This is a genomic window from Actinopolyspora alba, from assembly GCF_900112765.1.
GTDB classification, from domain to species: Bacteria; Actinomycetota; Actinomycetes; order Mycobacteriales; family Pseudonocardiaceae; genus Actinopolyspora; species Actinopolyspora alba.
The window spans coordinates 129,786-151,520 of sequence record NZ_FOMZ01000007.1; the positions used below are offsets into that span (position 1 = coordinate 129,786).

The window sequence follows — 21,735 nt, forward strand, 5'->3', positions numbered from 1 at the left end:
CCCTCCCGGCGGGTCCCACCTCCACCTGGGCGGTGGTTCGAGGGGTGGCCGGTGACCGGCTGTGGAACCGGTTCTCGGGCGTTGTGTTGTGGTCTGGTTACCCGGAAAACGCACACGTTGCCGAAATCGTTCCCGGAATCGTCGGATGAGCGACGTCAGCGTCGTCACACTCGACGTGACCGGTGCCCGTGTGGGAGAAGATGCCAGGGGAGCGGCGGAAGGCGCGAGCGCGGTGCTCGACCGAGCTGCCCCTCGGCCTTCCGGACGAACCGTGCCTCAGCCCGCTGCGCCGAACCAGGTGGGCAGCCGCTCGACCAGCTCCGGTTGGTCGTCGCCGACCCAGGCCACGTGGCCGTCCGGCCGCAGCAGCATCGCGGGCACGTCCGGTTCCTCGAAGTCGTCCACCACGTGTTCCACCCGGTCCGCCCAGCCCGCCACCGAGAGCCGACCGGTTCGGTCGAGCAACAGCCCGCGACCGTGGTGCATCAGCTCGTAGAGCCGTCCCCGTCCCAGCTTCACGTCCCGCATCCGACGGCCGAGCAGCTCGTGACCCCCGCCGAAGTCGTAGCGGATCCCGGTAGCGGTGATCTTCTCGATCAGATACCGGTTGACCTCATCGAAGTCCATCAGTTCCGAGACCAGCCGCCGTACCGAGCGGGGGCCCGGCTCGGCGGACAGCAGTTCCATCTGCGCGCGGGTGTTGTCCAGCACGTCCGCGGCCACGGGGTGCCGCTCGGTTTGGTAGCTGTCGAGCAGTCCCTCCGGCGCCCAGCCGTTGATCTCGGCTGCGAGTTTCCATCCGAGGTTGAACGCGTCCTGGACGCCGAGGTTGAGTCCCTGCCCGCCGGTGGGCGGGTGCACGTGCGCCGCGTCACCCGCCAACAGCGCCCTGCCGACCCGGTAGCGCTCGGCGAGCCGGGTGGCATCGCCGAAGCGGGAGAGCCAGCGCGGTGAGTGCGCGCCGAAGTCGGTGCCCGCGAAGGTCCGCAACCGCTGCTTGAACTCCTCGAGGGGTGGCGGGACCGTGCGGTCCTCGGAGACCCCCGCCGCGGGGACGACGACGCGGTAGACCCCCTCGTCGAGGGGTCCGAGGCCGAACCGCGGTTGGGTCTTGCGGACTTCCGCGACGGTTGCGGCAACCGTCGCCGCGTCCTCGGTCACTTCCATCTCGCCCAGCAGCGTCTCGGTCCTGGCGGGTTCACCGGGGAAGCCGACTCCGAGCAGTTTGCGCACCGTGCTTCGCCCGCCGTCGCAGCCGACGAGGTAGCGCGAGCGCAGCAGCGTGCCGTCCGCCAGTTCGGCGGTGATCCCCGCTTCGTCCTGCTCCACCCCCACCAGTTCGCGGCCACGTCGTAATTCGGCGCCCAGCTCGGTGGCGCGCTCGGCGAGCAGGCGGTCGGTGATCGGCTGCGGGATGCCCAGGACGTACGGATGTGCGGTGTCCAACCGCTCTGGTGACGGCTTGCTGATGCCCGCGAAGAAGCCGCCGAGCGGGTACTGCCTGCCGTGCGCCAGGAACCGCCCCAGCAGACCGCGCTGGTCCATCACCTCGACGCTGCGTGCGTGCAGACCGAGTGCACGGACCACCGGGGTCGGCTCCGCCTCCCGTTCCAGCACGAGCACGCGCAGGCCGTGCAGCCGCAGCTCACCTGCCAGCATCAGGCCGGTCGGCCCGCCACCCGCGATGATCACGTCGATCACTGAAATCCCCCCGTCTCCGTAGGCTCGGCGGACAAGCCTGCGCCACGACCCGGGTCTTGCCACAAGTCCCCGGGTGCGCTATACGTTGAGAATGGCGGGGTGGACGCTCTACCTACTCGATGTCTCCGGCCCCGCTCACGAGACGTGCGAGAGGTTCCACCGAGCGACCCACCAACCCGACCGGAAAACTTCAATCAGGTCTCCACGAGCAGCGTGAACGGGCCGTCGTTGGTGCTCTCCACCGCCATTTCCGCTCCGAAGACACCTGTCGAGACGCGGGCACCCCGGTCGCGCAACCGCTCGACCACCGAGTCCACCAGCGGTTCGGCCTGTTCGGGTGCCGCCGCGGCGCTCCAGGACGGTCGCCGCCCCTTCCGAGTGCTCCCGTAGAGGGTGAACTGGCTGATCACCAACAGCGGTGCGTCAGCGGTGGCGCAGGACTGCTCGTCCCGCAGCGCCCGCAGCTCGTGAAGCTTGCGCGCCATGACCTCCGCCTGCTCGGACGTGTCCGAGTGGGTCGCCGCCACCAGCACCAGCAGCCCCGGCTCGGTGATGCTTCCCGCCACCTCGCCGCCCACGCGCACCGTGGCTTCCGAGACTCGCGTCACCACCGCCCTCATCGCTGTGGCCCCCACTCGGCGGGCAGCAGCATGCCGTGCCGGATCAACTCACGCAGCACCGGTTCGGCCGAACGGGCCAGTTCAGCGGAATCGGCCCCGTGACCGACGGCGAGCAGCTCCAGCAGTTCGTCGGTGGCGAGCGCGCCCTGGCAGCCCGCGATCAGGTTGGCGCCGATCTCGTCGACCTCGTGCTGCCAGCCCGGCCCGTCGGTTCGGTGCAGCCGGTGCACGAAGGTGCTCCAGCCGTCCTGCTCGTGCGAGCTGACCTGCTCCAGCACCAGCCCCGGGGCGGTCACCAACGGGCTGCGCAGCAGTTCCTCCCGGGTCGGGCGCTGCCGCAGCCACTCGATCCTGCGCAGCCACTCGTCGGCCTCGGCGCCGAGGGGATCGTCGAAAGCCTGCCTGAGGTCCTCGCACACCACCTCGCCGGGCTGTTGCCCCCGCGTGCGGCGCAGCGTGACGAAGCCGAAGCCGACGGCCGTGACACCGTTGGTCTCGAACCACTCCAGCCATTCGGCCGATTTGTTCCTGCCGGTTTCCGACCTCGGATCGATCCCGGCGTCACGCAGCCACGTGCCGACGTACAGCTCCGGCTCGGCCACGTCGCGCTGCACGAACCAGGCGTCCACGTCGGTGTGCCGCAGCCAGCCACCGACCCGTTCCCGCCAGTCCTCGTCCGCCAGGTGCAGCCACGAGGCGAGCACGTGTGCGGTGCCGCCCTCGTTGAGCAGTTCCGGAACCCTGCCGACCACGAGAGCGCTCGCGTCGTCGCCGGACAGTCCCGAGTCGCGATAGACGAAATCGGTTCGTGCGGGGCCGACCACGAACGGGGGGTTGCACACCACCTGGTCGAAGCGTCGCCCTGCCACGGGGTCGAACCAGTCGCCGTGGAGTGCCTCCACATCGATGCGGTTCAGTCGGAAGGTGGCCTTCGCGAGCGACAGCGCCCGCTCGGAGACGTCGGTGACCGTCACCCGTTCCGCGTGCGTGCCGGCGTGCAGCGCCTGCACGCCGCATCCCGTCCCCAGGTCGAGCAACGATCCCACCTGCCTGGTCGGGGTGGCGCGTACCAGACTCATCGAGGCGTGGCCGACTCCGAGCACGTGCTCGCGGGAAACCGGCAGGTTCGAGGGACGCGTGTCCGCGTCCAGGTCGGAGATGATCCACCACGAGTTGCCCGTGGCGGCGTGCGGTCGGATGTCCAGTCCCGCACGTACCGAGTCACCGTCGTGCACGAGGACGCCTGCCGCGACGGCCTCTTCCACGGCCAGCGGGTGCAGTGCCTGTTCCGCCGCGGCCCGGTCGACCGGGTGCCCGAGCAGGAAGAGGCGGATGAGCGTGTTGAGCGCGCCCACTTCGGAGGTGGCCCGAATCGCCGGTTCGGGCTCCCCTCTTCCCAGGGCGGCGTGGGCCCGCGGCCCCAACGTGTCGACCACGCCGTCGGCCGTGTAGTTCGCGGCGAGCAACGCCTCGCGCAGCCGGTCGATGCGATCGTGCGATAGTTCGGGAGTCACGTCCTCGATCCTCACACGTCGGTGTCCTCCGGATTCGGGCACACCCGTGATCCGGCGGCGTCGTCCGAGGTCGCCGGGCCCCGCGCTCGCCCGCGTCCCCCGGGACGAACAACGCCGGGGATGTGCGGTGGGACGGTCGAGTGGGACGATGTGAGTGTGGAGGTGGTGTCGTGAGTGGCTCCCAGCGTAATGACGACACCCCGGTGCTCATCACCGAGGCAGAGCCGTCGTACGACGATCAGCAAGCGGCCAGGCGCAAGAAGTACGCGCTGATGATGTCCTTGCGCATCCCATGTCTGGTGGCGGCCGTCATGGTTTACCCGATCTGGTGGCTGTCCCTGATCATCATCGCTGTCTCCATCCCGTTGCCCTGGATAGCGGTTTTGGTGGCCAATGACCGGCCTCCTCGCAAGACCGAGCACGTCAACCGGTACCACCGCGATTCCCGGAAGCGTGAACTGGAGGACGCGGAGCACCGGGTGATCGACGGCGGATGACCGTGCCCCTCCGTGGCGGTTCCTCGGCTGAGCCGCTACCGGACGGCGTCGCGGTCCCACGTGGTGGGGCATCATGGTGTTATGACTACGACTACTCTTCCGGAGACCGACACCCGGCCGGAGAACACCGAGCAGACCAGTGACGACCGGCCCGAGGTTTTTCACTACGTCCAGAAGGACAAGATCGCCGAGAGTGCCGTGATGGGCAGTCACGTGGTGGCCCTGTGCGGCGAGGTGTTCCCGGTCACCAAATCGGCCAAGCCCGGCTCCCCGGTGTGCCCGGAGTGCAAGGAGATCTTCGAGGGGCTCCCGCCCGGTGGTGGCGACGACGAGTAGAGCCGATCTCGTTCCGCGCCTCAATCCGAGTTCGGTTCGGTCGACGGTCGCCCGCGGTGCGGAGGTTCGGCACCCGGTCCCGCACCGGGTGAATCCGGCCCGCGGGCACCGTCGGAGTCCCCGGTCGTGGGAGCGGAATTCGTCGTGGCGCCGGACTCCTCGGACGAGGTGCCGTGCTCCCGGTCCCGCGCTGTCCTGTCGTACCCTGTCCGCTCGTGCTCCGTCCTGTCGTGCCCCGTACCGCCACGCCAGGCGTCGTAGCCACGTTCGGTGCGCAACCGCTGGGCGGCACGTTGCATCTCCAGGCGTCGCCAGCGCCGCCGTTCCCGTCGCGTCATCCCGGCGGGCCAGGTGTGTTGAATCGCGTTGTTGAACTGCGCTCCGCCCACCACCGCGAATCCGATGAAGAAGGCGAACAGCAGGAAGGCTATCGGGGTGGCCAACGCACCGTAGGTGTATCCGGTGCTGGTCACCCAGGTGATGTAGAGGCGCAGTCCCACGCTGGAGCACAGGAACACCACCATCGCCAGCAGCGCGCCGGGCAACCCGCGATGCCAGGGAAGCTTGCGGGGCAGCGCGAGTTTGTACAGCGTCGCCAGCGCCAGTACCAGCAGCACCCCGGTGACCGGGAAGTACAACAGTCGGATGAGCACGGTCACGTCCGCACGGAGCCACTCGGGCAGCACGTCGAGCAGCCAGCGCGGCCCCAGCGCGGTCAGCGGCAGGATGAGCATCGCGGCGACCAGGCTGACCAGGTACAGCAGCAGTGCCAGTACCCGTTGCCAGATCGCGTTGCGCACCATGTACTGGTCGTAGGCCAGCGTGATCGAGTCGATCAACGAGGCCAGGGCCGAGGAACCGGCCCACAGCGACAGCAGGAACGCCACCGAGACGACCCTCGTCCGCCCACCGGTCAGGATGTCGGCGACCGTGGGACGGATGATCCGGTCGACGACGGTGTCGCTGAAGATCGTTCCGGCGAATCCCACGACTCTGCGCTGCATGGTCTCGACCACTTCTGGGCCCAGCCACTCACCCACGAAACCCAGGCTGCCCAGCAGCCCCAGCAGCAGCGGTGGGAGGGAGAGCGTTTGCCAGAACGCGGCGGCCGCAGACTCCGAGAAGATGTCGTCGTTCCACGACTTGCGCAGGGTTCGGACCACCAGGTGTCTCGGTCCGCTCGCTCGGCTGCGGGGGCGTTCCCGCCCGTCGCGGTTCGAACTCGGATTCATGCCACTTCCAGAATGTCGTCGCCGGTGTCCGTAGTGCGCCCGGTAGTCGTCGCGGGGTTTCATTCTCCGGCGCCCCCGCCCCTGCGGGCTCGCTGGCGAGTGGTCGAGCGGTAGGCTCCCGGAGGTTCTTGGTGTCGCGCGGAAGTGTCGTTGCCGAGGGTTTCGGCCGATCGGGGGCGGATGACTCCGGCCGCGGGTGTTGATCGGAAAGGAGTGGCAGACGAGCGTGTCCGAGGCGCAAGTTGACCAATCCGTTCGTTCGGTGCTCAGCGACCCGTCACAGGCCAACGAGAAGCCGCTGCGTGCGTGGCAGCGCAGAGCGCTGACGAGGTACCTGGCGAGCAAACCACGCGACTTCATGGCGGTGGCGACTCCGGGAGCGGGTAAGACCACTTTCGGGCTGCGCGTCGCCGCCGAGTTGTTGGCCGACCGGACGGTGGAGGCGGTGACGGTGGTTACCCCCACCGAGCACCTCAAGCATCAGTGGGCGCTCGCCGCGGGCGGGGCCGGGATCCCGATCGACTCCGAGTTCAGCAACTCCGACGGTACGACCTCCCGCGACTATCGTGGTGTCGCGCTCACTTACGCGCAGGTCGCCTCGCACCCCAACCTGCACCGGGTGCGAACCGAGCGCAGAAAAACCCTGGTGATTCTGGACGAGGTCCACCACGCGGGCGATGCCAAATCCTGGGGCGACGCGGTTCGGGAGGCATTCACCCCCGCCGAGCGCAGGCTCAGCCTCACCGGTACACCGTTCCGCTCCGACGACAACCCCATCCCGTTCATCACCTACGAGCCCGACTCCGACGGGGCGCAGCGCAGCAAGGCCGATCATCTGTACGGCTATTCCGACGCGTTGCGGGACGGTGTGGTCCGGCCGGTAATTTTCCTCGCCTACTCGGGCGAGGCCCGCTGGCGCACCAGCGCCGGTGACGAGTTCACCGCCAGGTTGGGCGAGCCCATGACCGCCGAGCAGACCGCGCGTGCCTGGCGCACCGCGCTCGATCCCGGTGGGGAATGGATTCCCTCCGTACTGCAGGCCGCCGACACCAGGCTCACCCACCTCCGCCGCGACGGGATGCCGGACGCGGGCGGGTTGGTGATCGCCTCGGACCAGAAGAGCGCTCGTTCCTACGCCAAGACGCTGCAACGCATCAGTGGAACGGAACCGGTCGTGGTGGTTTCCGACGACCCGCAGGCCTCCGAGCGAATCGCCGCCTTCGCCGAGTCCGACGATCGTTGGATGGTGGCGGTGCGCATGGTCAGCGAGGGAGTGGACGTGCCGCGGCTCGCCGTGGGGGTCTACGCCACGAGTGCCTCCACTCCGCTGTTCTTCGCACAGGTCATCGGCCGGTTCGTACGTGCCCGCCGCTCCGGCGAGACCGCCAGCATTTTCCTGCCCAGCGTGCCCGTGCTGCTCGAGCTCGCCAGCCAGCTGGAGGCCGATCGCGACCACGTGCTCGGCAAGCCGCACCGGGAGAAGGAGGGCTGGGACGACGAGGAACTGGTCGAGGCCAACCGGCAGCGCGACGAGCCGGGGGAGAACGAGCAGCCCTACACCTCGTTGGGGGCCGAGGCCGAGCTGGACCAGGTGATTTACGACGGCTCCTCGTTCGGTACCGCTGCCTTCGCCACCACCGAGGAGGAGCAGGACTACATCGGGCTGCCCGGTCTGCTGGAGCCGGACCAGGTGCGCGCGCTGTTGCAGCAGCGCCAGCAGGAGCAGCTGCGCGAGGTTGACAAGCGCGAGAAGCAGCACAAGGCGGAGCAGGCCACGACACCGGGGCGCGATCCGCAGCAGGGTGGCTCGTCCGGTGATGGGCAGTCCGGGACCGACAAGCAGCGTCCGCAGAGCGTCCAGGAGCGTCTCAAGGCGCTGCGCAAGGAGCTCAACAAGGTGGTGTCACTGCACCACCAGCGGACCGGAAAGCCCTACGGGGCGATTCACAAGGAGTTGCGCCGGGTCTGTGGCGGGCCGGCCACCGCCAGCGCCAGCATCGAACAGCTGGAGGAGCGCATCGCCACCCTTCGCTCCTGGTGACGTGCCAGGGTTCCTGGTGACGTGCCCGGGCTCCTGCCGACGTCCTCGGCACCCGGGCCGGTATCGGTGCGGCCGCCGGGCTCCCGCCGCTTCCGGTCCGGATCCGTCCGGCTCCGGTGGGGCGGGGGAACCAGTGGGGTGCGAGGAGAACGAAACACGAAGTGCCCGGCCGGAGGAGTCCGACCGGGCACTCGTTGTGGTTCCATCCCCGGAACCGGCTCCGGAATTCGCCGGGTGACCGGATTCACCGACTGCTCGGCTCGTCCGGCGCCCCGACGGTCCGGTAACCGTGATCTCAGAGTTCGATCTGTTCGTCTTCCTGCAGATCCGCCTCGATCTCGCTGAGTCCCGACTTGAACTCACGGGCGTGGTGTCCGCAGAACAGCAGTTCTCCGCCGGACTGGAGAACTGCCCTGAGCTTTGCGGCGGCCCCGCAGCGGTCACAGCGGTCGGCGGCGGTCAACTCGGGGCGGGTGAGTGTGTCAGGCATCGGAATCTCCCTCCGTCCCGGCGTCGGGGGTACCCGACGCCTCGATCCTGCTGCAACCACCGGTAGCCCGCTGGCGACGGGGCCGGTGTCGCAAGTTCCACTCTTACAGACACTTGGGCTCGCGTCACTGTTCCAACCTCGATCAGCGACTTGCGTCACCCGGAAATGCCCGAATGGCGGAGTGGGCGGGAGCACACTGTAGCCCTGCTTGCCACTTACCTGCTGACCAGCGAAAACAATGCTATTGGCCGATCACGATCTGTGATTTGGATCAAAAAGCAATAGCTCTTCAGTGTGTTTTTCGGCATATTTGTGCCTGCTGCGACGTCGAGGGTTCCGCTGTGGGCGAACGGGCGGAGTACTCCTGTTCCCGACCTGTGGTACGAAAAATGTGGTCCCGATCACTTTTCGTGGGGGATGTGTTGCTCGGGGCCGTGTCCGGAACGGGTGGAGAGCCGAACGACCCGGCTGGGGCCATTCACGATCAGATCCCGGCCTCGTGGCCGCGGTGTGGCAGCGGCGATCGGCGGCCCGCCGCCCGTAACTCAGGGCGAGCGGCGGGACTTTCGCTTCGGGCCGGCCCGGAGTCGACACGAGAAAGCGCCCGGCCCCGTTCGGGGCGGGCGCGGTTGCGGGACGGCCGGAGCGAGTGCGATTTCGGGTGTTCGGACACGTTCACCGGGCCGCGAGATCCCCATTGGTCGGCCCGCCGGTCGGAAGGACCGCGAACCGGAGGTACCGCCGGGCTGCGGGGCACGCGATGTGGTTCGCACGAAGTGCCCCGCCACACCTGGCGGGAACCGACCCACCCGGGAGAGCCCCGAGCGGGCACGGGCCCGTGACGGATCACTCAGTCCAGGTAGTCGCGCAGTACCTGGGACCGCGAGGGATGCCGGAGCTTCGACATCGTCTTGGACTCGATCTGGCGAATGCGTTCCCGGGTGACGCCGTAAACCTGCCCGATCTCGTCCAGCGTGCGTGGCTGTCCGTCGGTGAGTCCGAACCGGAGGCGGACCACACCGGCCTCCCGTTCCGAGAGCGTCTGCAGCACCGACTGCAGCTGGTCCTGCAACAGGGTGAACGAGACCGCGTCCACGGCCACCACGGCTTCGGAGTCCTCGATGAAGTCACCGAGCTGGCTGTCGCCCTCGTCACCGATGGTCTGGTCGAGCGAGATGGGTTCCCTGGCGTACTGCTGGATCTCCAGGACCTTCTCGGGGGAGATGTCCATCTCCTTGGCGAGCTCTTCCGGAGTGGGCTCGCGCCCCAGATCCTGCAGCAGTTCACGCTGGATGCGGCCGAGCTTGTTGATGACCTCGACCATGTGGACCGGAATGCGGATCGTGCGGGCCTGGTCCGCCATGGCGCGCGTGATCGCCTGTCGGATCCACCAGGTGGCGTAGGTGGAGAACTTGTAGCCCTTGGTGTAGTCGAACTTCTCGACCGCACGGATCAGGCCCAGGTTGCCCTCCTGGATCAGGTCCAGAAAGGCCATTCCACGCCCGGTGTAGCGCTTGGCCAGGCTCACCACCAACCGCAGGTTGGCCTCCAGCAGGTGGCTCTTCGCGCGCTCACCGTCGCGCACGATCCAGCGCAGGTCCCGCCGCAGTTGCAAGGGGGGCATCTCGCCCGCTTCCTCCGCCTGCCGCAGCCGCTCGGCGGCGTAGAGGCCCGCCTCGATCCGTTTGGCGAGTTCGACCTCCTCCTCCGCGTTGAGCAGCGCGACCTTGCCGATCTGCTTGAGATAGGCACGCACGGAGTCGGCAGAAGCGGTCAGCTCGGCATCCTTGCGGGCCTGCCGGAGAGCTTCGGACTCCTCCTCGTCCCAGACGAAGTCCGGGTCGGTCTTGCCTTCCTCGTCCTCGACGACCTCCGGCTCCTCGGGGATGTCGACCTCGATGTCGTCGAGCTCGCCGTCTCCGATGTTGGCCGAACTCAGGTCGGTCTCGATCGGTTCGTCGATCTCCAGGTTCTCGCCGTTGGCCTGGTCCGGAGTCGACTCGCCCGTCGATTGGGACGCGGTGTCGTCACCGGCCGACTTGGCCGTCTTCTTCGTCGTCGACTTCGCAGACGACTTGGAAGTGCTCTTGCGGCCGGTCGATTTCGTCCCGCTCGACTTGGTTCCGCTGGACTTGGTTCCGCTCGACTTTGTCGTGGTCGAGCCCTTGGAGTTCTTCTTGCCGGTGGACGAGGATTTCGGTGCTTCGTCGGTTTCGGCCTCGGGAGCCGTGTCCGCGTTCGAAGCGGTCTTCGTCTTGTTGGGCTCGGACCGGGCCCCGCCTGATGCTGCAGCGGAGCCGGAGCGTCGGGTTGCGGTTTCTGCGGCTGCCACGTACGCCCTTTCGCGACGGTCTGTCAGGGCTGGCCGGGGGCGCGAAACCTCGGCCGCCAGGGGTCGGGGACAACCCACCGTTCGAGCCCTACGAGGCGTGCCGGAAGGCCGTGAATTCGGTGGGACGTGTTCCATTGTAACTGCGTCAGGTGAGTGTGGTTCCGCTGCAAGGCTGATCAGAACACCGTGTCGTGTGCACGGGTCTCCGACGCCCCGAGTTCGTCGCGCTCGGAAGCCACATTCCCCATTCGGCGCACCAACCCCCGGGCCCGCGCCGCACGCTCCCGTCGCGGGAACGCCCGGTGCACGGCTCGGGAAGTCGCGGTGCGATTGTTTTAGCACCGCAGCCGGATGCTACGCGCGTTGCGCGGCGGCTGATGCCGCACCGACTATACCCGCGTCGTTCTTCAGCGACGCCGCCACGATCGGAGTTCGGTTCTGCAGCAGCGGCAGCCACTTGTGCGATTTCTTGCTGACACCGCCCCCCGCGATGATCAGATCCGGCCACAGGAACTTCTCCAGACTCTGGATGTACCTGCTCACCCTGGGAGCCCACTCCTCGTAGCTGAGTCCGAGGTTGTCCTTGACCGAGGCCGCTGCCTCAGCCTCGGCGTCCTGCCCGGCGACCTCGATGTGCCCGAGTTCGGTGTTCGGCAGCAGACGCCCGTCCAGGAACGCCGAGCTGCCTATGCCGGTGCCGAACGTGAGGACGACCACGAGACCGGATTCGCGTTCCACTCCGGCGCCGAAGCGCATCTCGGCCAGCCCCGCGGCGTCGGCGTCGTTGAGCATTACGATTTGCTCACGAGCTCGCCCGAGCCGCTTGGCGAACAGTCCCTGGGCGTCTGTATCGATCCAGTCTTCGTCGATGTTGGCGGCCGTCAACGCCGTGCCGTTCTTGATCACGCACGGTAGTGTGATGCCCACCGGGCCGTCCCAGCCGAACTTGCCGACGATCTCGGCGACCACATCGGCCACGGCTTCCGGGGTGGATGGGTGGGGAGTCGAGATGCGCAGCCGTTCGTCGGCCAGGACTCCACCCTCGACATCGACCGGGCATCCCTTGATGCCGGAGCCGCCGATGTCAATGCCGAATCCGCGGGCAGTGCCCATGCCTGATCCTTCCTATTCGATTCAGGACGAGGTGTGCAGACTTTAACCGCGCTGTGTTGCGATGTGAACGTGGGTTTGACACATCAGTATGACGCCGTGGGGCTGCGGGACACTTCGGTGCTCGTCGCACGGGAGGCCGCCGACCTGGCGATGACCATGCGGAACGAGATCGTCACCGCGGGTGCGGTGGACACGAAGAGTACCGAGACGGACGTGGTGACGGCCGCGGACCGGGCGGTCGAGAAGCTGATCAGGCGGCGACTCGCCGAACTCCGGCCGGGCGAGTCGGTACTCGGCGAGGAGGAGGGGGGTGAGGCGGAGCAGGCGGGGCTGCGTTGGGTGGTCGATCCCATCGACGGAACCGTCAACTATCTCTACGGCTACCCCGCGTACGCCGTTTCGATCGCCGCGCAGCTGGACGGCGTCTCGTTGGCCGGTGCCGTGGTGGAACCCCCGTCGGGGCGTGTCTGGAGCGCCGCGGTGGGCCACGGTGCCGATCTCGACGGTGAGCCCCTCCGGGTCGCCGATTCGCATCGCCTCGACCTGGCGTTGCTCGGAACCGGATTCAGTTATCTCCGGCAACGTCGTGTCCGACAGGCTTCGCTGCTGCTGGAGCTGATCGGTGAGATACGCGACATCAGGCGCGGTGGCGCTGCTTCCCTCGAGCTGTGTGCTGTTGCCGCCGGATGGCTGGACGGTTACTACGAACACGGCCTGTCGCGGTGGGACTGGGCCGCCGGCTCGCTGATAGCCGCCGAGGCGGGCGCGCGGTTACGACTGCCCGCGACGGGAACCACCGACGGTCTGGGGGACGAGGCCATCGTCTGCGCTGCTCCCGGGATCGTCGACGGTCTCACCGGCAAGTTGTTCGAGCACGGGGCCGCCGATATCTGAGAACTTCGCGTGCCGCGGGACTCGACCGGAGTCCGGGCGTGCGGGTCCGACGCCGCACCCGCGTCACGGCGGATCCGGGGTCGGGAACGTTCCCGGCCCCGTGTGGGGCCCGGGGAGGGCAACGATTAACAGTGCACGTCACGGGCGGCGTCGAGCAGTTCCTCGGAGACGTTCGGTTGGCCCACCCGCTGTTGGTCGGCTCCGCTCCGGCGGTTCTCCTTGGCCCAGTTCTTGAGTTGCTGCAGTACCTGGTGGGCCTGCTGGGTGGCGCGTACCCCGTCGAACTCCGATCCCAGCGCCAGGTCCACCGTCGTGCCGGGGCGCTGGTCGCGGACCAACTGCGCGCAGGGGGCGATCAGGCTCAGCGTGCGGGCGGCTCCTGCACCCGCACGGCCGTAGCGTATCTGGCCGTGGCATTTCAGGTTCGGATCCGTGTAGATCGGATCGTTGGCCGGGTCGCCACCTTTGGCGAATCCGAGATTGTTCAGCTCCTCGGTGACCAGGGTGGCCTGATTGGCCTCACCGTTGGCGTTGAACACGTGCACCGAGACGTCCTGCGGGGGGAGCGGCGTGGTGTCGTCCAACGCTTCACGGGACAGCATCGTGCCCGCCGGCGTCTTCGTGGGAGGTTCGCCGGGCTTCGCCGCCGAGGTGCCGGCCTCGGCTTCCGGCAAGTTGCAGCGAGTCGCCATTTCCACCGACTCGGTCGATTCGAACACCCTGGTCCAGACGAAACCCGACAACAGGGCGAGTACGGCGAGCAGGATCAACGCGGGCAATGGACGCCGGCGCCGATACCGCGGACCCCGCAGCCCTTTTCCTGTGCTCGCGGTGGACACGTTCTGCCAGCCTCCCCTGATCGAGCCGTCATTCGTCCCGGTGAGTTAGATCGAAACGGTTTCACGCCGAATCGACTGTCCGCCCCAATCAGCTTAGGTGTTGTAGCGCGACTACGCGGCCTCGTGCGGACAGTCGTGTCGAAGTTGTTGCCCGGTGTGTCTTCGTCGTTGCCAGGTGTGCCGTTACGTCGATGGGACAGATCGTGGCAACGGTGGAGCACCCCCATCGTCTCCACGGCTGACCGATGTCGTTCTTCGTGTCCGTTCGACCGCGTCCCACCCTGCCATGTTGTTGCCCGGGCCACAGGATTCACCGGCGGCGGGGTGAAGCACATACCACACCTATGGGTGACCCGGTGCGTATCACGCTCCGGGATGAGCTACCCTTCCCGCGCTCCACGCTGTGAGGTTGAGGTCGGTCGCTCGTTTCGGGGGAACTTGGAGCGCAGGACAAACGGAGACCTCCGCCACTCTCGCGTGCGGGCACAAATTGGAGCCCTGGAACGTTGACCAGCGGCACACCATTGCAAATCTCCACAAATGCAGGGGTGAAACGAGATGGCCACCGACTACGACGCTCCGCGGCGCAACGAGTCCGAGGATCTTCCCGAGGACTCGCTGGAAGAGCTCAAGGCCAAACGCAACGATGCTCAGTCCGGGTCCGTGGACACGGACGAGGGTGAGATCGCGGACAATTTCGAGCTTCCGGGTGCCGACCTCTCCGGTGAGGAGATGACCGTCAAGGTGCTCCCGAAGCAGGCCGACGAGTTCACCTGCTCCAGCTGTTTCCTAGTGCACCACCGCAATCGACTGGCGGGGGAGCGGAACGGGAAATACGTCTGCCGCGACTGCGCGGCCTGAAACGCGTGGGTCGAGGACCCGATGGCGGGCTGGATGTGAGAAATCGCACGTCCAGTCCGCTGTTCACGTTCAACGTGTGCCCCGGCGGACGTGCCGCTCTCAGCGTGGCACACTTCCACCGGCCCGTTCGGCACCGAGCCGATCCGCCGCGGGCTGTCCGGATGCGGTGGGCGTCCCCCGAGCACGTGGTCCGGGCTACTCCGCTCGGTGGTCTCCGCCGGCCTGCCGTTCGCCACGTCGCAGCACCTCGGCCAGTCGTTCCGGGTGCCGCGTGCTGACCACCCAGTAGGGGGTCGGGTCGTCGGGATCGTCCAACCAGATTCGTGCGGCGGTTGGTGCCCAGGGGCTGTGCAGCATGAAGGCCGCCGGATCCAGTTCCGGGCCGAGCGCTCGTCGTTTCCGTTCCCGCGGGATCACCTCGACGTCGGAGACGAACCGCAGCGGCAACCGCGCGTTGCCCGCCCGTAGTTCCCGCTCGGTGACCACGAGGCGCGTTCGGCTCAGCCAGACAGGCAGGGCTATCGACAACGGCAACAGCACCACGTAGGGCAGCCACGCCCGAATGCCCGGGTACCCCATGTGCACCTCTGCGGCCAGCAGGGCGGCCGCTACGAGCGGCAACGGCCAACTCCACCAGGAGACGTGCAGCCGTTCCCGGTAACGGATTTCTCCGGTCGTGTCATTCAACCCGGTTGTGGGACCGCTTTCGGGGGCCGCTTCTGAACTATCCGACACGTCCTCAGGGTAGTCTTGCGCCCCGTGCCAAGCGTGAAGGTCCTGCTTACTCGTGTCGATCCCGAAATACAACCCCCGTCCTACGCCCGGACCGGTGATGCCGGTGCGGATCTCGTCACAGCGGAGGACCTGGTGCTCCACCCCGGGCGTCGTGCTGTGGTCGGTACCGGGATCGCCATAGCTCTCCCGGAGGGTTTCGCCGGTTTCGTGCACCCGCGTTCCGGGATGGCCGCCCGATCGGGGCTCAGTGTGGTCAACGCGCCGGGAACCGTTGACGCGGGCTACCGGGGTGAGATCAAAGTGTGCTTGATCAATCATGATCCGGACCGGGAGATCGTACTGCGGCGCGGGGACCGAATAGCCCAGTTGGTGGTGCAGCGTGTCGAACACGCCGTTTTCGAGGAGGTCGTCCAACTGCCGGAGTCGGTACGCGGTTCCGACGGTTATGGTTCGACCGGAGGTCACAGTGCGTTGACGGGTTCGGCCGAGGTTGGCGACACAGGCAATACGACCGGTAGTACGGAGGTCTGACGGGATGTTCGGATGGCGCCGTCGCGACGGACGCGAGAATGACGCGGATGGTTCCGACGTCAGCGAGGACTATCACGACGGGGCGGATTCCGCGCCCGACGGCGGACCCTACGACAAGCACGAGGCTCCGCACGACGAAGTCGAACGGCTCGATCTCGGATCGGTGCGGTTGCCCGTGCCGGAGAACAGCCAGTTGCAGGTGGAGGTCGATCCCGAGGGGCCGGTGCGGGCCGTGCACCTGCTCACCCCCTCCGGGCGGCTCACCGTCAGTGCGTTCGCCGCTCCGCGAACCGGTGACCTCTGGCAGGAGGTGCGCGAGGAGCTGATCGAGCAGTTGCGTTCCGACGGGGCCGACGTGCGTCACGAGCAGGGAATCTGGGACACCGAGCTCGTGGCCGACACGGACAGGACCTCGTTGCGGTTCGTCGGTGTGGACGGGCCCCGTTGGTTGCTGCGCGGTGTGGCGGCCAGCCCGTCCGAGGACCTCGAGGCGTGCACGAAGCTACTGTACGCGGTCATCGACGAGACGGTCGTCGATCGCGGTTCGGACCCCATGCCGGTCCGCACCCCGTTGCCGATCGAGCTTCCCGAGGAGATCGCACAGCACATTCAGCAGCAGCAGGAGCAGGCGGGAGCCTGAGAACGCTCGCACTCCGGCTGTGGTTCGAAGCCGGAAGTCGTTCGCTCGAACCGTCGTTACCCCACATGAGGGTGGACTACGAGACTAGGCTGAACTCGCACGGGTGAGAACCCGCGCGGGCACACTGGCCCACTGCGCACAGGAGCGCGAGATGAGCAACACCGGAGACGGCTACCTCCGCCGCCTCGTACGTCGCCTCACCAGCGACGTCGCCGAACTCGACGCCGACGACCTCTCCGAGAGGTCGCGGGCGAGCGGAGCCAGGCGGGCGTGCGACTGCAAGTGCGGTGAACAAGCGGAGGTGCTGGGCCGAGTCCGCTGCGTCGGTATGGCGCCCAAGGCTTCGGTCCCCACGTTGGAAGCCGAGTTGTACGACGGCACCGACGGGGTGACATTGGTTTGGCTCGGCAGGCGTCAGATCACCGGTATCGAACCCGGCAGAACTATAAAGGCCCGCGGTCGGATTGCCGATCGTGATGGTCACAAGGTTCTTTACAATCCCTACTACGAGTTGCAGAACACCGCATGACTGAATCCAGTTCATCCACTCCGGACGGGGACGACCCCGTCCGGAGTTACGACGAGGCGTCCGACGGCGGGTCCGACGGGACCGCCGGTTCGCCCAAGCCGCCGTTCGGGATGCGTGCCCCCGCCGAGGGAGCCGACGGGGCCGAGCAGACACTGCTGCAGCAGATGGGCGGTGTCAGCGGTCTCGCCTATTCCGCCGTTCCCATCGTCGTGTTCGTTGTCGCCAACTCGCTGGTCGGGATGATTCCGGCCATTTGGATCGCCATCGCGAGCTCCCTCGTGCTCGCCCTGGTGCGGATCGTCCGAAGGGAACCCCTGCAACCGGCTGTCTCGGGTGTGCTCGGGGTGGCGGTTTGTTCCTTCATCGCCTACCGCACGGGGGACGCCAAGGGGTTCTTTCTGCTCGGGATCTGGACCAGCCTGATCTACGGTGGCGTCTTCCTCGTTTCGATGCTCGTGCGCTGGCCGCTGATCGGCGTCGCCTGGTCCGTGCTCAACGGGCACGGGTTCCGGTGGCGACAGCAGCGAAAGGCCTTGACCGGTTACGATCTGGCGACGCTTGCCTGGACGATCGTTTTCGTCGCCAAGTTCGTGGTGCAGCAGTGGCTTTACGCCGCTGACGAGACGGGCTGGCTGGCCGTGGCGCGTATCGCCATGGGGTATCCGCTCACCGCGCTGGCACTGCTGGTGACGGTCTGGGCCATTCGACGCGCGGGCAAGGTCGCCGAACAGGCAAGCGAAGCCGAATCCGGGGAGTCCGACGGTGGTGCCGGTACCGGCGAGGTGGCTCCGGCGCGTCCCCGGCCCGAGATGGGATGACTCCGGAAATGGGATGAGTCCGGCTGCCGGGAGGGCGGTGGTCCCGCCGCGTGTTCCTCCCGGCCGTTTCGGCGAAGCGTTCCCGTGAACCGTTCCGCTCGGAAATCCGACCGCTACGAGTCTGCCCCGCTTCGCGGCCGGTACTCCTCAGTCCAGGTCCGGCGGGTCGTGCACCAGTTCACTGATCCGCCGTTCCACGTCGCCCGAGGCGACGAAGAGCATCTCGTCACCCACCTCCAGCGGGTCGTCGGGCCGCGGAACGATGACCCGCCCCCCGCGAAGGATCGTGACCAGCGCGGCGTCCGCCGGAAGCGTCAGGTCACGGACCCTGCGGCCCGCCAGCGGAGCCCCTTCGGGCAGGGTCATCTCCACCAGGTTGGCCTGGCCCTGACGCAGCGTCATGAGTCGGACGATGTCACCGACACTGACCGCTTCCTCCACCATCGCGGCCAGCATGCGCGGGGTCGACACCGCGACATCGACCCCCCACGCCTCGTTGAACAACCACTCGTTGTGCGGATCGTTCACCCGTGCCGCGACTCGCCTGACCGCGAACTCCGTCTTGGTCAGCAGCGAGACCACCAGGTTGACCTTGTCGTCACCGGTGGCCGCTATCACCACGTCGCAGGTCTCGATCCCGGTCTCCTCCAGCGAGGAGAGCTCGCAGGCGTCCGCGTGCACCCACTGGGCTCCAGGAATGGCCCTGGGCTGGTAGTTCTGCGCCGAGCGCTCGATGAGCATGACCTGGTGCCCGCCGTCGAGGAGTTCGCCGGCTATGGACTGCCCGACCGCGCCTGCTCCGGCTATGGCGATGCGCATCACTGGGTCTCCTCGGGTGGGCGCTGCGCCGTCGCGGTTATCTCGGTGATCGTTCCCGACAGGGCCGCCACGTAGACGGTGTCGTCGGCCTGCACCACCGTGTCCGACTTCGGAAGCACACCGTTGCCGAACCGCATGATGAACGCGACCCGGCATCCGGTCGCGGTCTCCAGGTCACGGGTGCGCCTGCCCACCCAGCTCTCGTGCAACGGCAGGCGCAGCACGGCCACGCTCCCGGACGGGTCCCGCCAATCCGTCGCCACCCCCTCCGGGAGCAGCATCCGCAGGAACCGGTCGGTGGTCCACGGCACCGTGGCCACCGTCGGAATCCCCAACCGCTGGTAAACCTCGGCCCGTTTCGGGTCGTAGATCCGTGCCACCACGTGATCCACCCCGAAGGTCTCCCGGGCCACCCGCGCCGAGACGATGTTGGAGTTGTCCCCGTTGGACACGGCGGCGAAGGAGCCCGCCCGTTCTATCCCGGCTTCGATCAGTACGTCCCGGTCGAAACCGTTCCCGGTCACACACTGGCCGTGGAACTGCTTGCTCAACCGGTGGAAGGACTCACCGTTCTTGTCCACGACTGCCACGGTGTGATCGAGCCGTTGCAGTGCGGCCGCGAGGGAAGCCCCCACTCGGCCACAGCCCATGATCACGACATGCACGACCGGTTTCCTCGCTCTCGGCTGGTTGCCGGACCCACTGTGTCGGGATCCGTGACCCTTCCCACAGCTCTGACAGTACCCGTCGGTGTGCCGAGTCTCCGTGTCTCGAAACGGCCCGATCCGGTGAGGACGACGGAGCGGATCGACACGACGCGCTTAGTCGACGCGGGCCGGTGCACCGTATCGAGTGAGGCGGGGGTCGCTCACCCAGGGGGTCCGTCGAGAACGCGGTGTTCGGTTTCCGGTGCGCAACGAGTTCGCTGCCACCGGTTTCGGCCCGGAGATCCCGGAAAAGCCGCCGTTCTCGGGAGATCGTCGGCGGGTGCCGCGAAGGCCCGTTCCGGCGCGCGACGCGGTTCGGGCACGCGATCCCGCGGGAGCGGTTCGTGGGCGGCCTCCTACGCTCTTGGCCGTGTCCAAGCTCGCGACCGTGACCAAGCGTCTGCTGGTGGGCCGACCGTTCCGCAGTGACCGGTTGTCGCACACGCTGCTGCCCAAACGCGTCGCCCTACCGGTGTTCGCGTCGGACCCGATGTCCAGCGTGGCCTACGCGCCGCAGGAAATCCTGCTCACGCTGTCCGTGGCCGGTATATCGGCGTACGCGATCAGCCCGTGGATCGGCCTCGTCGTCGTCGCGGTGATGCTGGTGGTGGTTGCCTCCTACCGCCAGAACGTTCGCGCCTACACCTCCGGTGGTGGTGACTACGAGGTGGCCACCACCAACCACGGCCGCCGCTGGGGGCTCGTGGTCGCCAGCGCGCTGCTGGTCGACTACGTGCTCACCGTCGCCGTCTCCATCTCTTCGGCCGCCGCCAACATAGGCTCGGTCGTGCCGTTCGTGGCCACGCACAAGGTCGCCTTCGCGGTGGGCGCCATCGCCCTGCTCACGGCAGTGAACCTGCGGGGCGCCCGCGAGTCCGGCACCACGTTCGCCGTGCCCACCTACGCGTTCGTGCTGGGTATCCTCGGAATGATCGGTGTCGGGCTCTACCGCACCTACGTGCGCGGTGACGAGCTGCGGGCCGAGAGCGCGGGCTTCGAACTGGCCCAGGAGCCCTCCCAGATCGCCGGACTCGGTTTCGTCTTCCTCGTGCTGCGCGCCTTCTCCTCCGGCAGCGCCGCGTTGACCGGCGTGGAGGCCATCAGCAACGGTGTTCCCGCCTTCCGCAAGCCCAAACCGCGCAATGCCGCCACCACCCTGTTGTGGATGGGTCTGATCGCCGTGACCATGTTCATGGGGTTGCTCATGCTGGCCCGCATCACCGGCGTGCTCATCGCGGAGGACCCGCAGCACCAGCTCATCGGGGTGCCGGAGGGCTACGAGCAGAAGACGCTGATCGCGCAGCTGGCTCACGCGGTGTTCGGCGGGTTCACACCCGCCGTCTACTACCTGATCTTCTGCACGGGGTTGATCCTGGTGCTGGCTGCCAACACCGCCTTCAACGGTTTCCCGTTGCTGGGCTCCGTCCTGGCACAGGACCGGTACCTGCCGCGGCAGCTGCACACCCGGGGCGACAGGCTCGCCTTCTCCAACGGCATCCTGTTCCTGGCCGGGTTCGCCACCGTGCTGGTCCTCGTGTTCGAGGCCGAGGTGACCAAGCTGATCCAGCTCTACATCGTCGGAGTGTTCGTCTCGTTCGTGCTGAGCCAGAGCGGCATGATCAGACACTGGAACCGGCGGTTACGTACCGAGGAGGATCCCTCCGCCCGGGCCAGCATGCGCAGGGCCCGTGTGATCAACTCGATCGGGCTCGCGATGACCGCCACGGTACTCGTCATCGTGCTGATCACCAAGTTCCTGCACGGTGCCTGGATCGCGATCGCCGCGATGGTCGCGGGCTACCTGCTGATGCGTGGTATCCGCAAGCACTACGACCGGGTCAGTGCGGAGCTCAGCCGCACCGACGGGCCGACGGTACTGCCCTCCCGCAACTACGGACTGGTGCTGGTTTCGCAGTTGCACCTGCCGAGCATGCGGGCACTGGCCTACGCACGCGCCACCCGCCCCGACGAGTTGGAGGCCATCACGGTCAACGTCGACGACTCGGACACCAGGCAGCTGGTGGCGGCTTGGGAGGAACGCGACATCACGGTCCCGCTCAAGGTGCTCGAATCCCCTTACCGTGAGATCACTCGGCCGATCGTGGACTATGTGAAGCGCATCCGGCGGGACAGTCCGCGCGATGTGGTGACCGTTTTCATCCCGGAGTACGTGGTCGGACGCTGGTGGGAGCAGTTGCTGCACAATCAGAGTGCGCTTCGCCTCAAGAGCAGGTTGTTGTTCGAGCCGGGCGTGATGGTCACCAGTGTTCCGTGGCAGCTGGAGTCCTCCACCAGGGTCGATCTGCGCGCCCCCACGCCTCGCCGTTCGGTGCGTTGGGGAGCCGGCAACGGGAACAAGGGCAACGGGGAGCGGAGCAGCGGGGGGAGGAGCAACGGGCAGCGTTGATCCTCCCGACGTACGTCCGTGCCGGGGCGGTGCTACCGACCGGTGTGCGCTGCCCGGTGTTCCCGACCCCACGCGCCGC

21 protein-coding genes are annotated in these 21,735 nt (G+C 67.5%); 10 read left to right on the plus strand and 11 right to left on the minus strand.

Features of this window, described 5'->3' with window-relative positions; translation table 11 throughout:
- Positions 1 to 276: 276 nt before the first annotated feature.
- The 3 genes from rox to BM150_RS12010 all read right to left on the minus strand — a co-directional run bounded on the left by rox (position 277) and on the right by BM150_RS12010 (position 3,835).
- Positions 277 to 1,701 carry a rifampin monooxygenase gene (rox, locus tag BM150_RS12000; protein ID WP_092927161.1) on the minus strand — a complete coding sequence of 475 codons (1,425 nt, stop codon included), beginning with the start codon at positions 1,699 to 1,701 and terminating at the stop codon, positions 277 to 279.
- 194 nt (positions 1,702 to 1,895) lie between these two features.
- Entirely contained in the window at positions 1,896 to 2,321 is a 426-nt protein-coding gene (dtd, locus tag BM150_RS12005; RefSeq protein ID WP_092927163.1) for a D-aminoacyl-tRNA deacylase, read from the minus strand.
- On the minus strand, positions 2,318 to 3,835 hold the full coding sequence (locus BM150_RS12010; RefSeq protein ID WP_092927512.1) for a DUF7782 domain-containing protein: 1,518 nt from the start codon (positions 3,833 to 3,835) through the stop codon (positions 2,318 to 2,320). The genes dtd and BM150_RS12010 overlap by 4 nt, the downstream gene beginning before the upstream one ends.
- Before the next feature lie 170 nt (positions 3,836 to 4,005).
- On the opposite strand from BM150_RS12010, the gene BM150_RS12015 reads away from it, so the two are divergent.
- Positions 4,006 to 4,332, plus strand: a complete 327-nt coding sequence (locus BM150_RS12015) for a DUF3099 domain-containing protein (RefSeq protein ID WP_092927165.1) — start codon at positions 4,006 to 4,008, stop codon at positions 4,330 to 4,332.
- An 81-nt stretch (positions 4,333 to 4,413) separates the two neighbouring features.
- Positions 4,414 to 4,668, plus strand: coding sequence for a DUF3039 domain-containing protein (locus tag BM150_RS12020; RefSeq protein WP_092628608.1), 255 nt, complete (start codon positions 4,414 to 4,416; stop codon positions 4,666 to 4,668).
- 20 nt (positions 4,669 to 4,688) lie between these two features.
- Here BM150_RS12020 and BM150_RS12025 read toward each other — a convergent pair whose 3' ends face one another.
- Positions 4,689 to 5,900 carry a YihY/virulence factor BrkB family protein gene (locus tag BM150_RS12025; RefSeq protein WP_092927168.1) on the minus strand — a complete coding sequence of 404 codons (1,212 nt, stop codon included), beginning with the start codon at positions 5,898 to 5,900 and terminating at the stop codon, positions 4,689 to 4,691.
- 226 nt (positions 5,901 to 6,126) lie between these two features.
- Between BM150_RS12025 and BM150_RS12030 the strand changes: the two genes are divergently transcribed.
- The gene (locus tag BM150_RS12030) at positions 6,127 to 7,941 is read left to right on the plus strand and encodes a DEAD/DEAH box helicase (RefSeq protein ID WP_092927514.1); all 1,815 of its coding nucleotides are present in this window, start codon (positions 6,127 to 6,129) and stop codon (positions 7,939 to 7,941) included.
- A gap of 295 nt (positions 7,942 to 8,236) precedes the next feature.
- On the opposite strand, the gene BM150_RS12035 is transcribed toward BM150_RS12030, so the two are convergent.
- The 3 genes from BM150_RS12035 to ppgK all read right to left on the minus strand — a co-directional run bounded on the left by BM150_RS12035 (position 8,237) and on the right by ppgK (position 11,876).
- Positions 8,237 to 8,431 (minus strand): DUF7455 domain-containing protein, encoded by a 195-nt coding sequence (locus tag BM150_RS12035; RefSeq protein WP_092628606.1) that lies wholly within the window; start codon positions 8,429 to 8,431, stop codon positions 8,237 to 8,239.
- An 850-nt stretch (positions 8,432 to 9,281) separates the two neighbouring features.
- A complete protein-coding gene (locus tag BM150_RS12040) occupies positions 9,282 to 10,790 on the minus strand; it encodes an RNA polymerase sigma factor (protein WP_092927516.1) in 1,509 nt (502 codons plus the stop codon).
- A gap of 327 nt (positions 10,791 to 11,117) precedes the next feature.
- Complete coding sequence (gene ppgK, locus BM150_RS12045) at positions 11,118 to 11,876, minus strand: polyphosphate--glucose phosphotransferase (protein ID WP_092927170.1); 759 nt, start codon at positions 11,874 to 11,876, stop codon at positions 11,118 to 11,120.
- 63 nt (positions 11,877 to 11,939) lie between these two features.
- On the opposite strand from ppgK, the gene BM150_RS12050 reads away from it, so the two are divergent.
- Positions 11,940 to 12,770 (plus strand): inositol monophosphatase family protein, encoded by an 831-nt coding sequence (locus BM150_RS12050; protein ID WP_092927172.1) that lies wholly within the window; start codon positions 11,940 to 11,942, stop codon positions 12,768 to 12,770.
- Between the two features lie 125 nt (positions 12,771 to 12,895).
- Here BM150_RS12050 and cei read toward each other — a convergent pair whose 3' ends face one another.
- Positions 12,896 to 13,609 carry an envelope integrity protein Cei gene (cei, locus tag BM150_RS12055; protein WP_175496794.1) on the minus strand — a complete coding sequence of 238 codons (714 nt, stop codon included), beginning with the start codon at positions 13,607 to 13,609 and terminating at the stop codon, positions 12,896 to 12,898.
- Positions 13,610 to 14,167: 558 nt separating this feature from the next.
- Between cei and BM150_RS12060 the strand changes: the two genes are divergently transcribed.
- Complete coding sequence (locus tag BM150_RS12060; RefSeq protein ID WP_092628599.1) at positions 14,168 to 14,470, plus strand: DUF4193 domain-containing protein; 303 nt, start codon at positions 14,168 to 14,170, stop codon at positions 14,468 to 14,470.
- A 195-nt stretch (positions 14,471 to 14,665) separates the two neighbouring features.
- Here the strand turns inward: BM150_RS12060 and BM150_RS12065 are convergent, their stop codons facing one another.
- The gene (locus BM150_RS12065) at positions 14,666 to 15,205 is read right to left on the minus strand and encodes a DUF3093 domain-containing protein (RefSeq protein WP_175496795.1); all 540 of its coding nucleotides are present in this window, start codon (positions 15,203 to 15,205) and stop codon (positions 14,666 to 14,668) included.
- A 24-nt stretch (positions 15,206 to 15,229) separates the two neighbouring features.
- On the opposite strand from BM150_RS12065, the gene dut reads away from it, so the two are divergent.
- The 4 genes from dut (at position 15,230) to BM150_RS12085 (ending at position 17,723) form a co-directional block, all read left to right on the plus strand.
- Positions 15,230 to 15,736, plus strand: coding sequence for a dUTP diphosphatase (gene dut, locus BM150_RS12070; protein ID WP_092927176.1), 507 nt, complete (start codon positions 15,230 to 15,232; stop codon positions 15,734 to 15,736).
- A gap of 4 nt (positions 15,737 to 15,740) precedes the next feature.
- Entirely contained in the window at positions 15,741 to 16,376 is a 636-nt protein-coding gene (locus BM150_RS12075; RefSeq protein ID WP_092927178.1) for a DUF3710 domain-containing protein, read from the plus strand.
- 151 nt (positions 16,377 to 16,527) lie between these two features.
- Positions 16,528 to 16,905, plus strand: a complete 378-nt coding sequence (locus BM150_RS12080; RefSeq protein ID WP_092628784.1) for an OB-fold nucleic acid binding domain-containing protein — start codon at positions 16,528 to 16,530, stop codon at positions 16,903 to 16,905.
- Entirely contained in the window at positions 16,902 to 17,723 is an 822-nt protein-coding gene (locus BM150_RS12085) for a DUF3159 domain-containing protein (protein ID WP_092927180.1), read from the plus strand. The genes BM150_RS12080 and BM150_RS12085 overlap by 4 nt, the downstream gene beginning before the upstream one ends.
- A 147-nt stretch (positions 17,724 to 17,870) precedes the next feature.
- Here BM150_RS12085 and BM150_RS12090 read toward each other — a convergent pair whose 3' ends face one another.
- Both BM150_RS12090 and BM150_RS12095 read right to left on the minus strand, forming a co-directional pair.
- Entirely contained in the window at positions 17,871 to 18,542 is a 672-nt protein-coding gene (locus BM150_RS12090) for a potassium channel family protein (protein ID WP_092927182.1), read from the minus strand.
- Positions 18,542 to 19,207 carry a potassium channel family protein gene (locus BM150_RS12095; RefSeq protein ID WP_092927184.1) on the minus strand — a complete coding sequence of 222 codons (666 nt, stop codon included), beginning with the start codon at positions 19,205 to 19,207 and terminating at the stop codon, positions 18,542 to 18,544. Before BM150_RS12095 ends, BM150_RS12090 begins: the two co-directional genes overlap by 1 nt.
- Positions 19,208 to 19,619: 412 nt before the next feature.
- On the opposite strand from BM150_RS12095, the gene BM150_RS12100 reads away from it, so the two are divergent.
- Positions 19,620 to 21,656 carry an APC family permease gene (locus tag BM150_RS12100; RefSeq protein WP_092927520.1) on the plus strand — a complete coding sequence of 679 codons (2,037 nt, stop codon included), beginning with the start codon at positions 19,620 to 19,622 and terminating at the stop codon, positions 21,654 to 21,656.
- Positions 21,657 to 21,735: the final 79 nt, after the last annotated feature.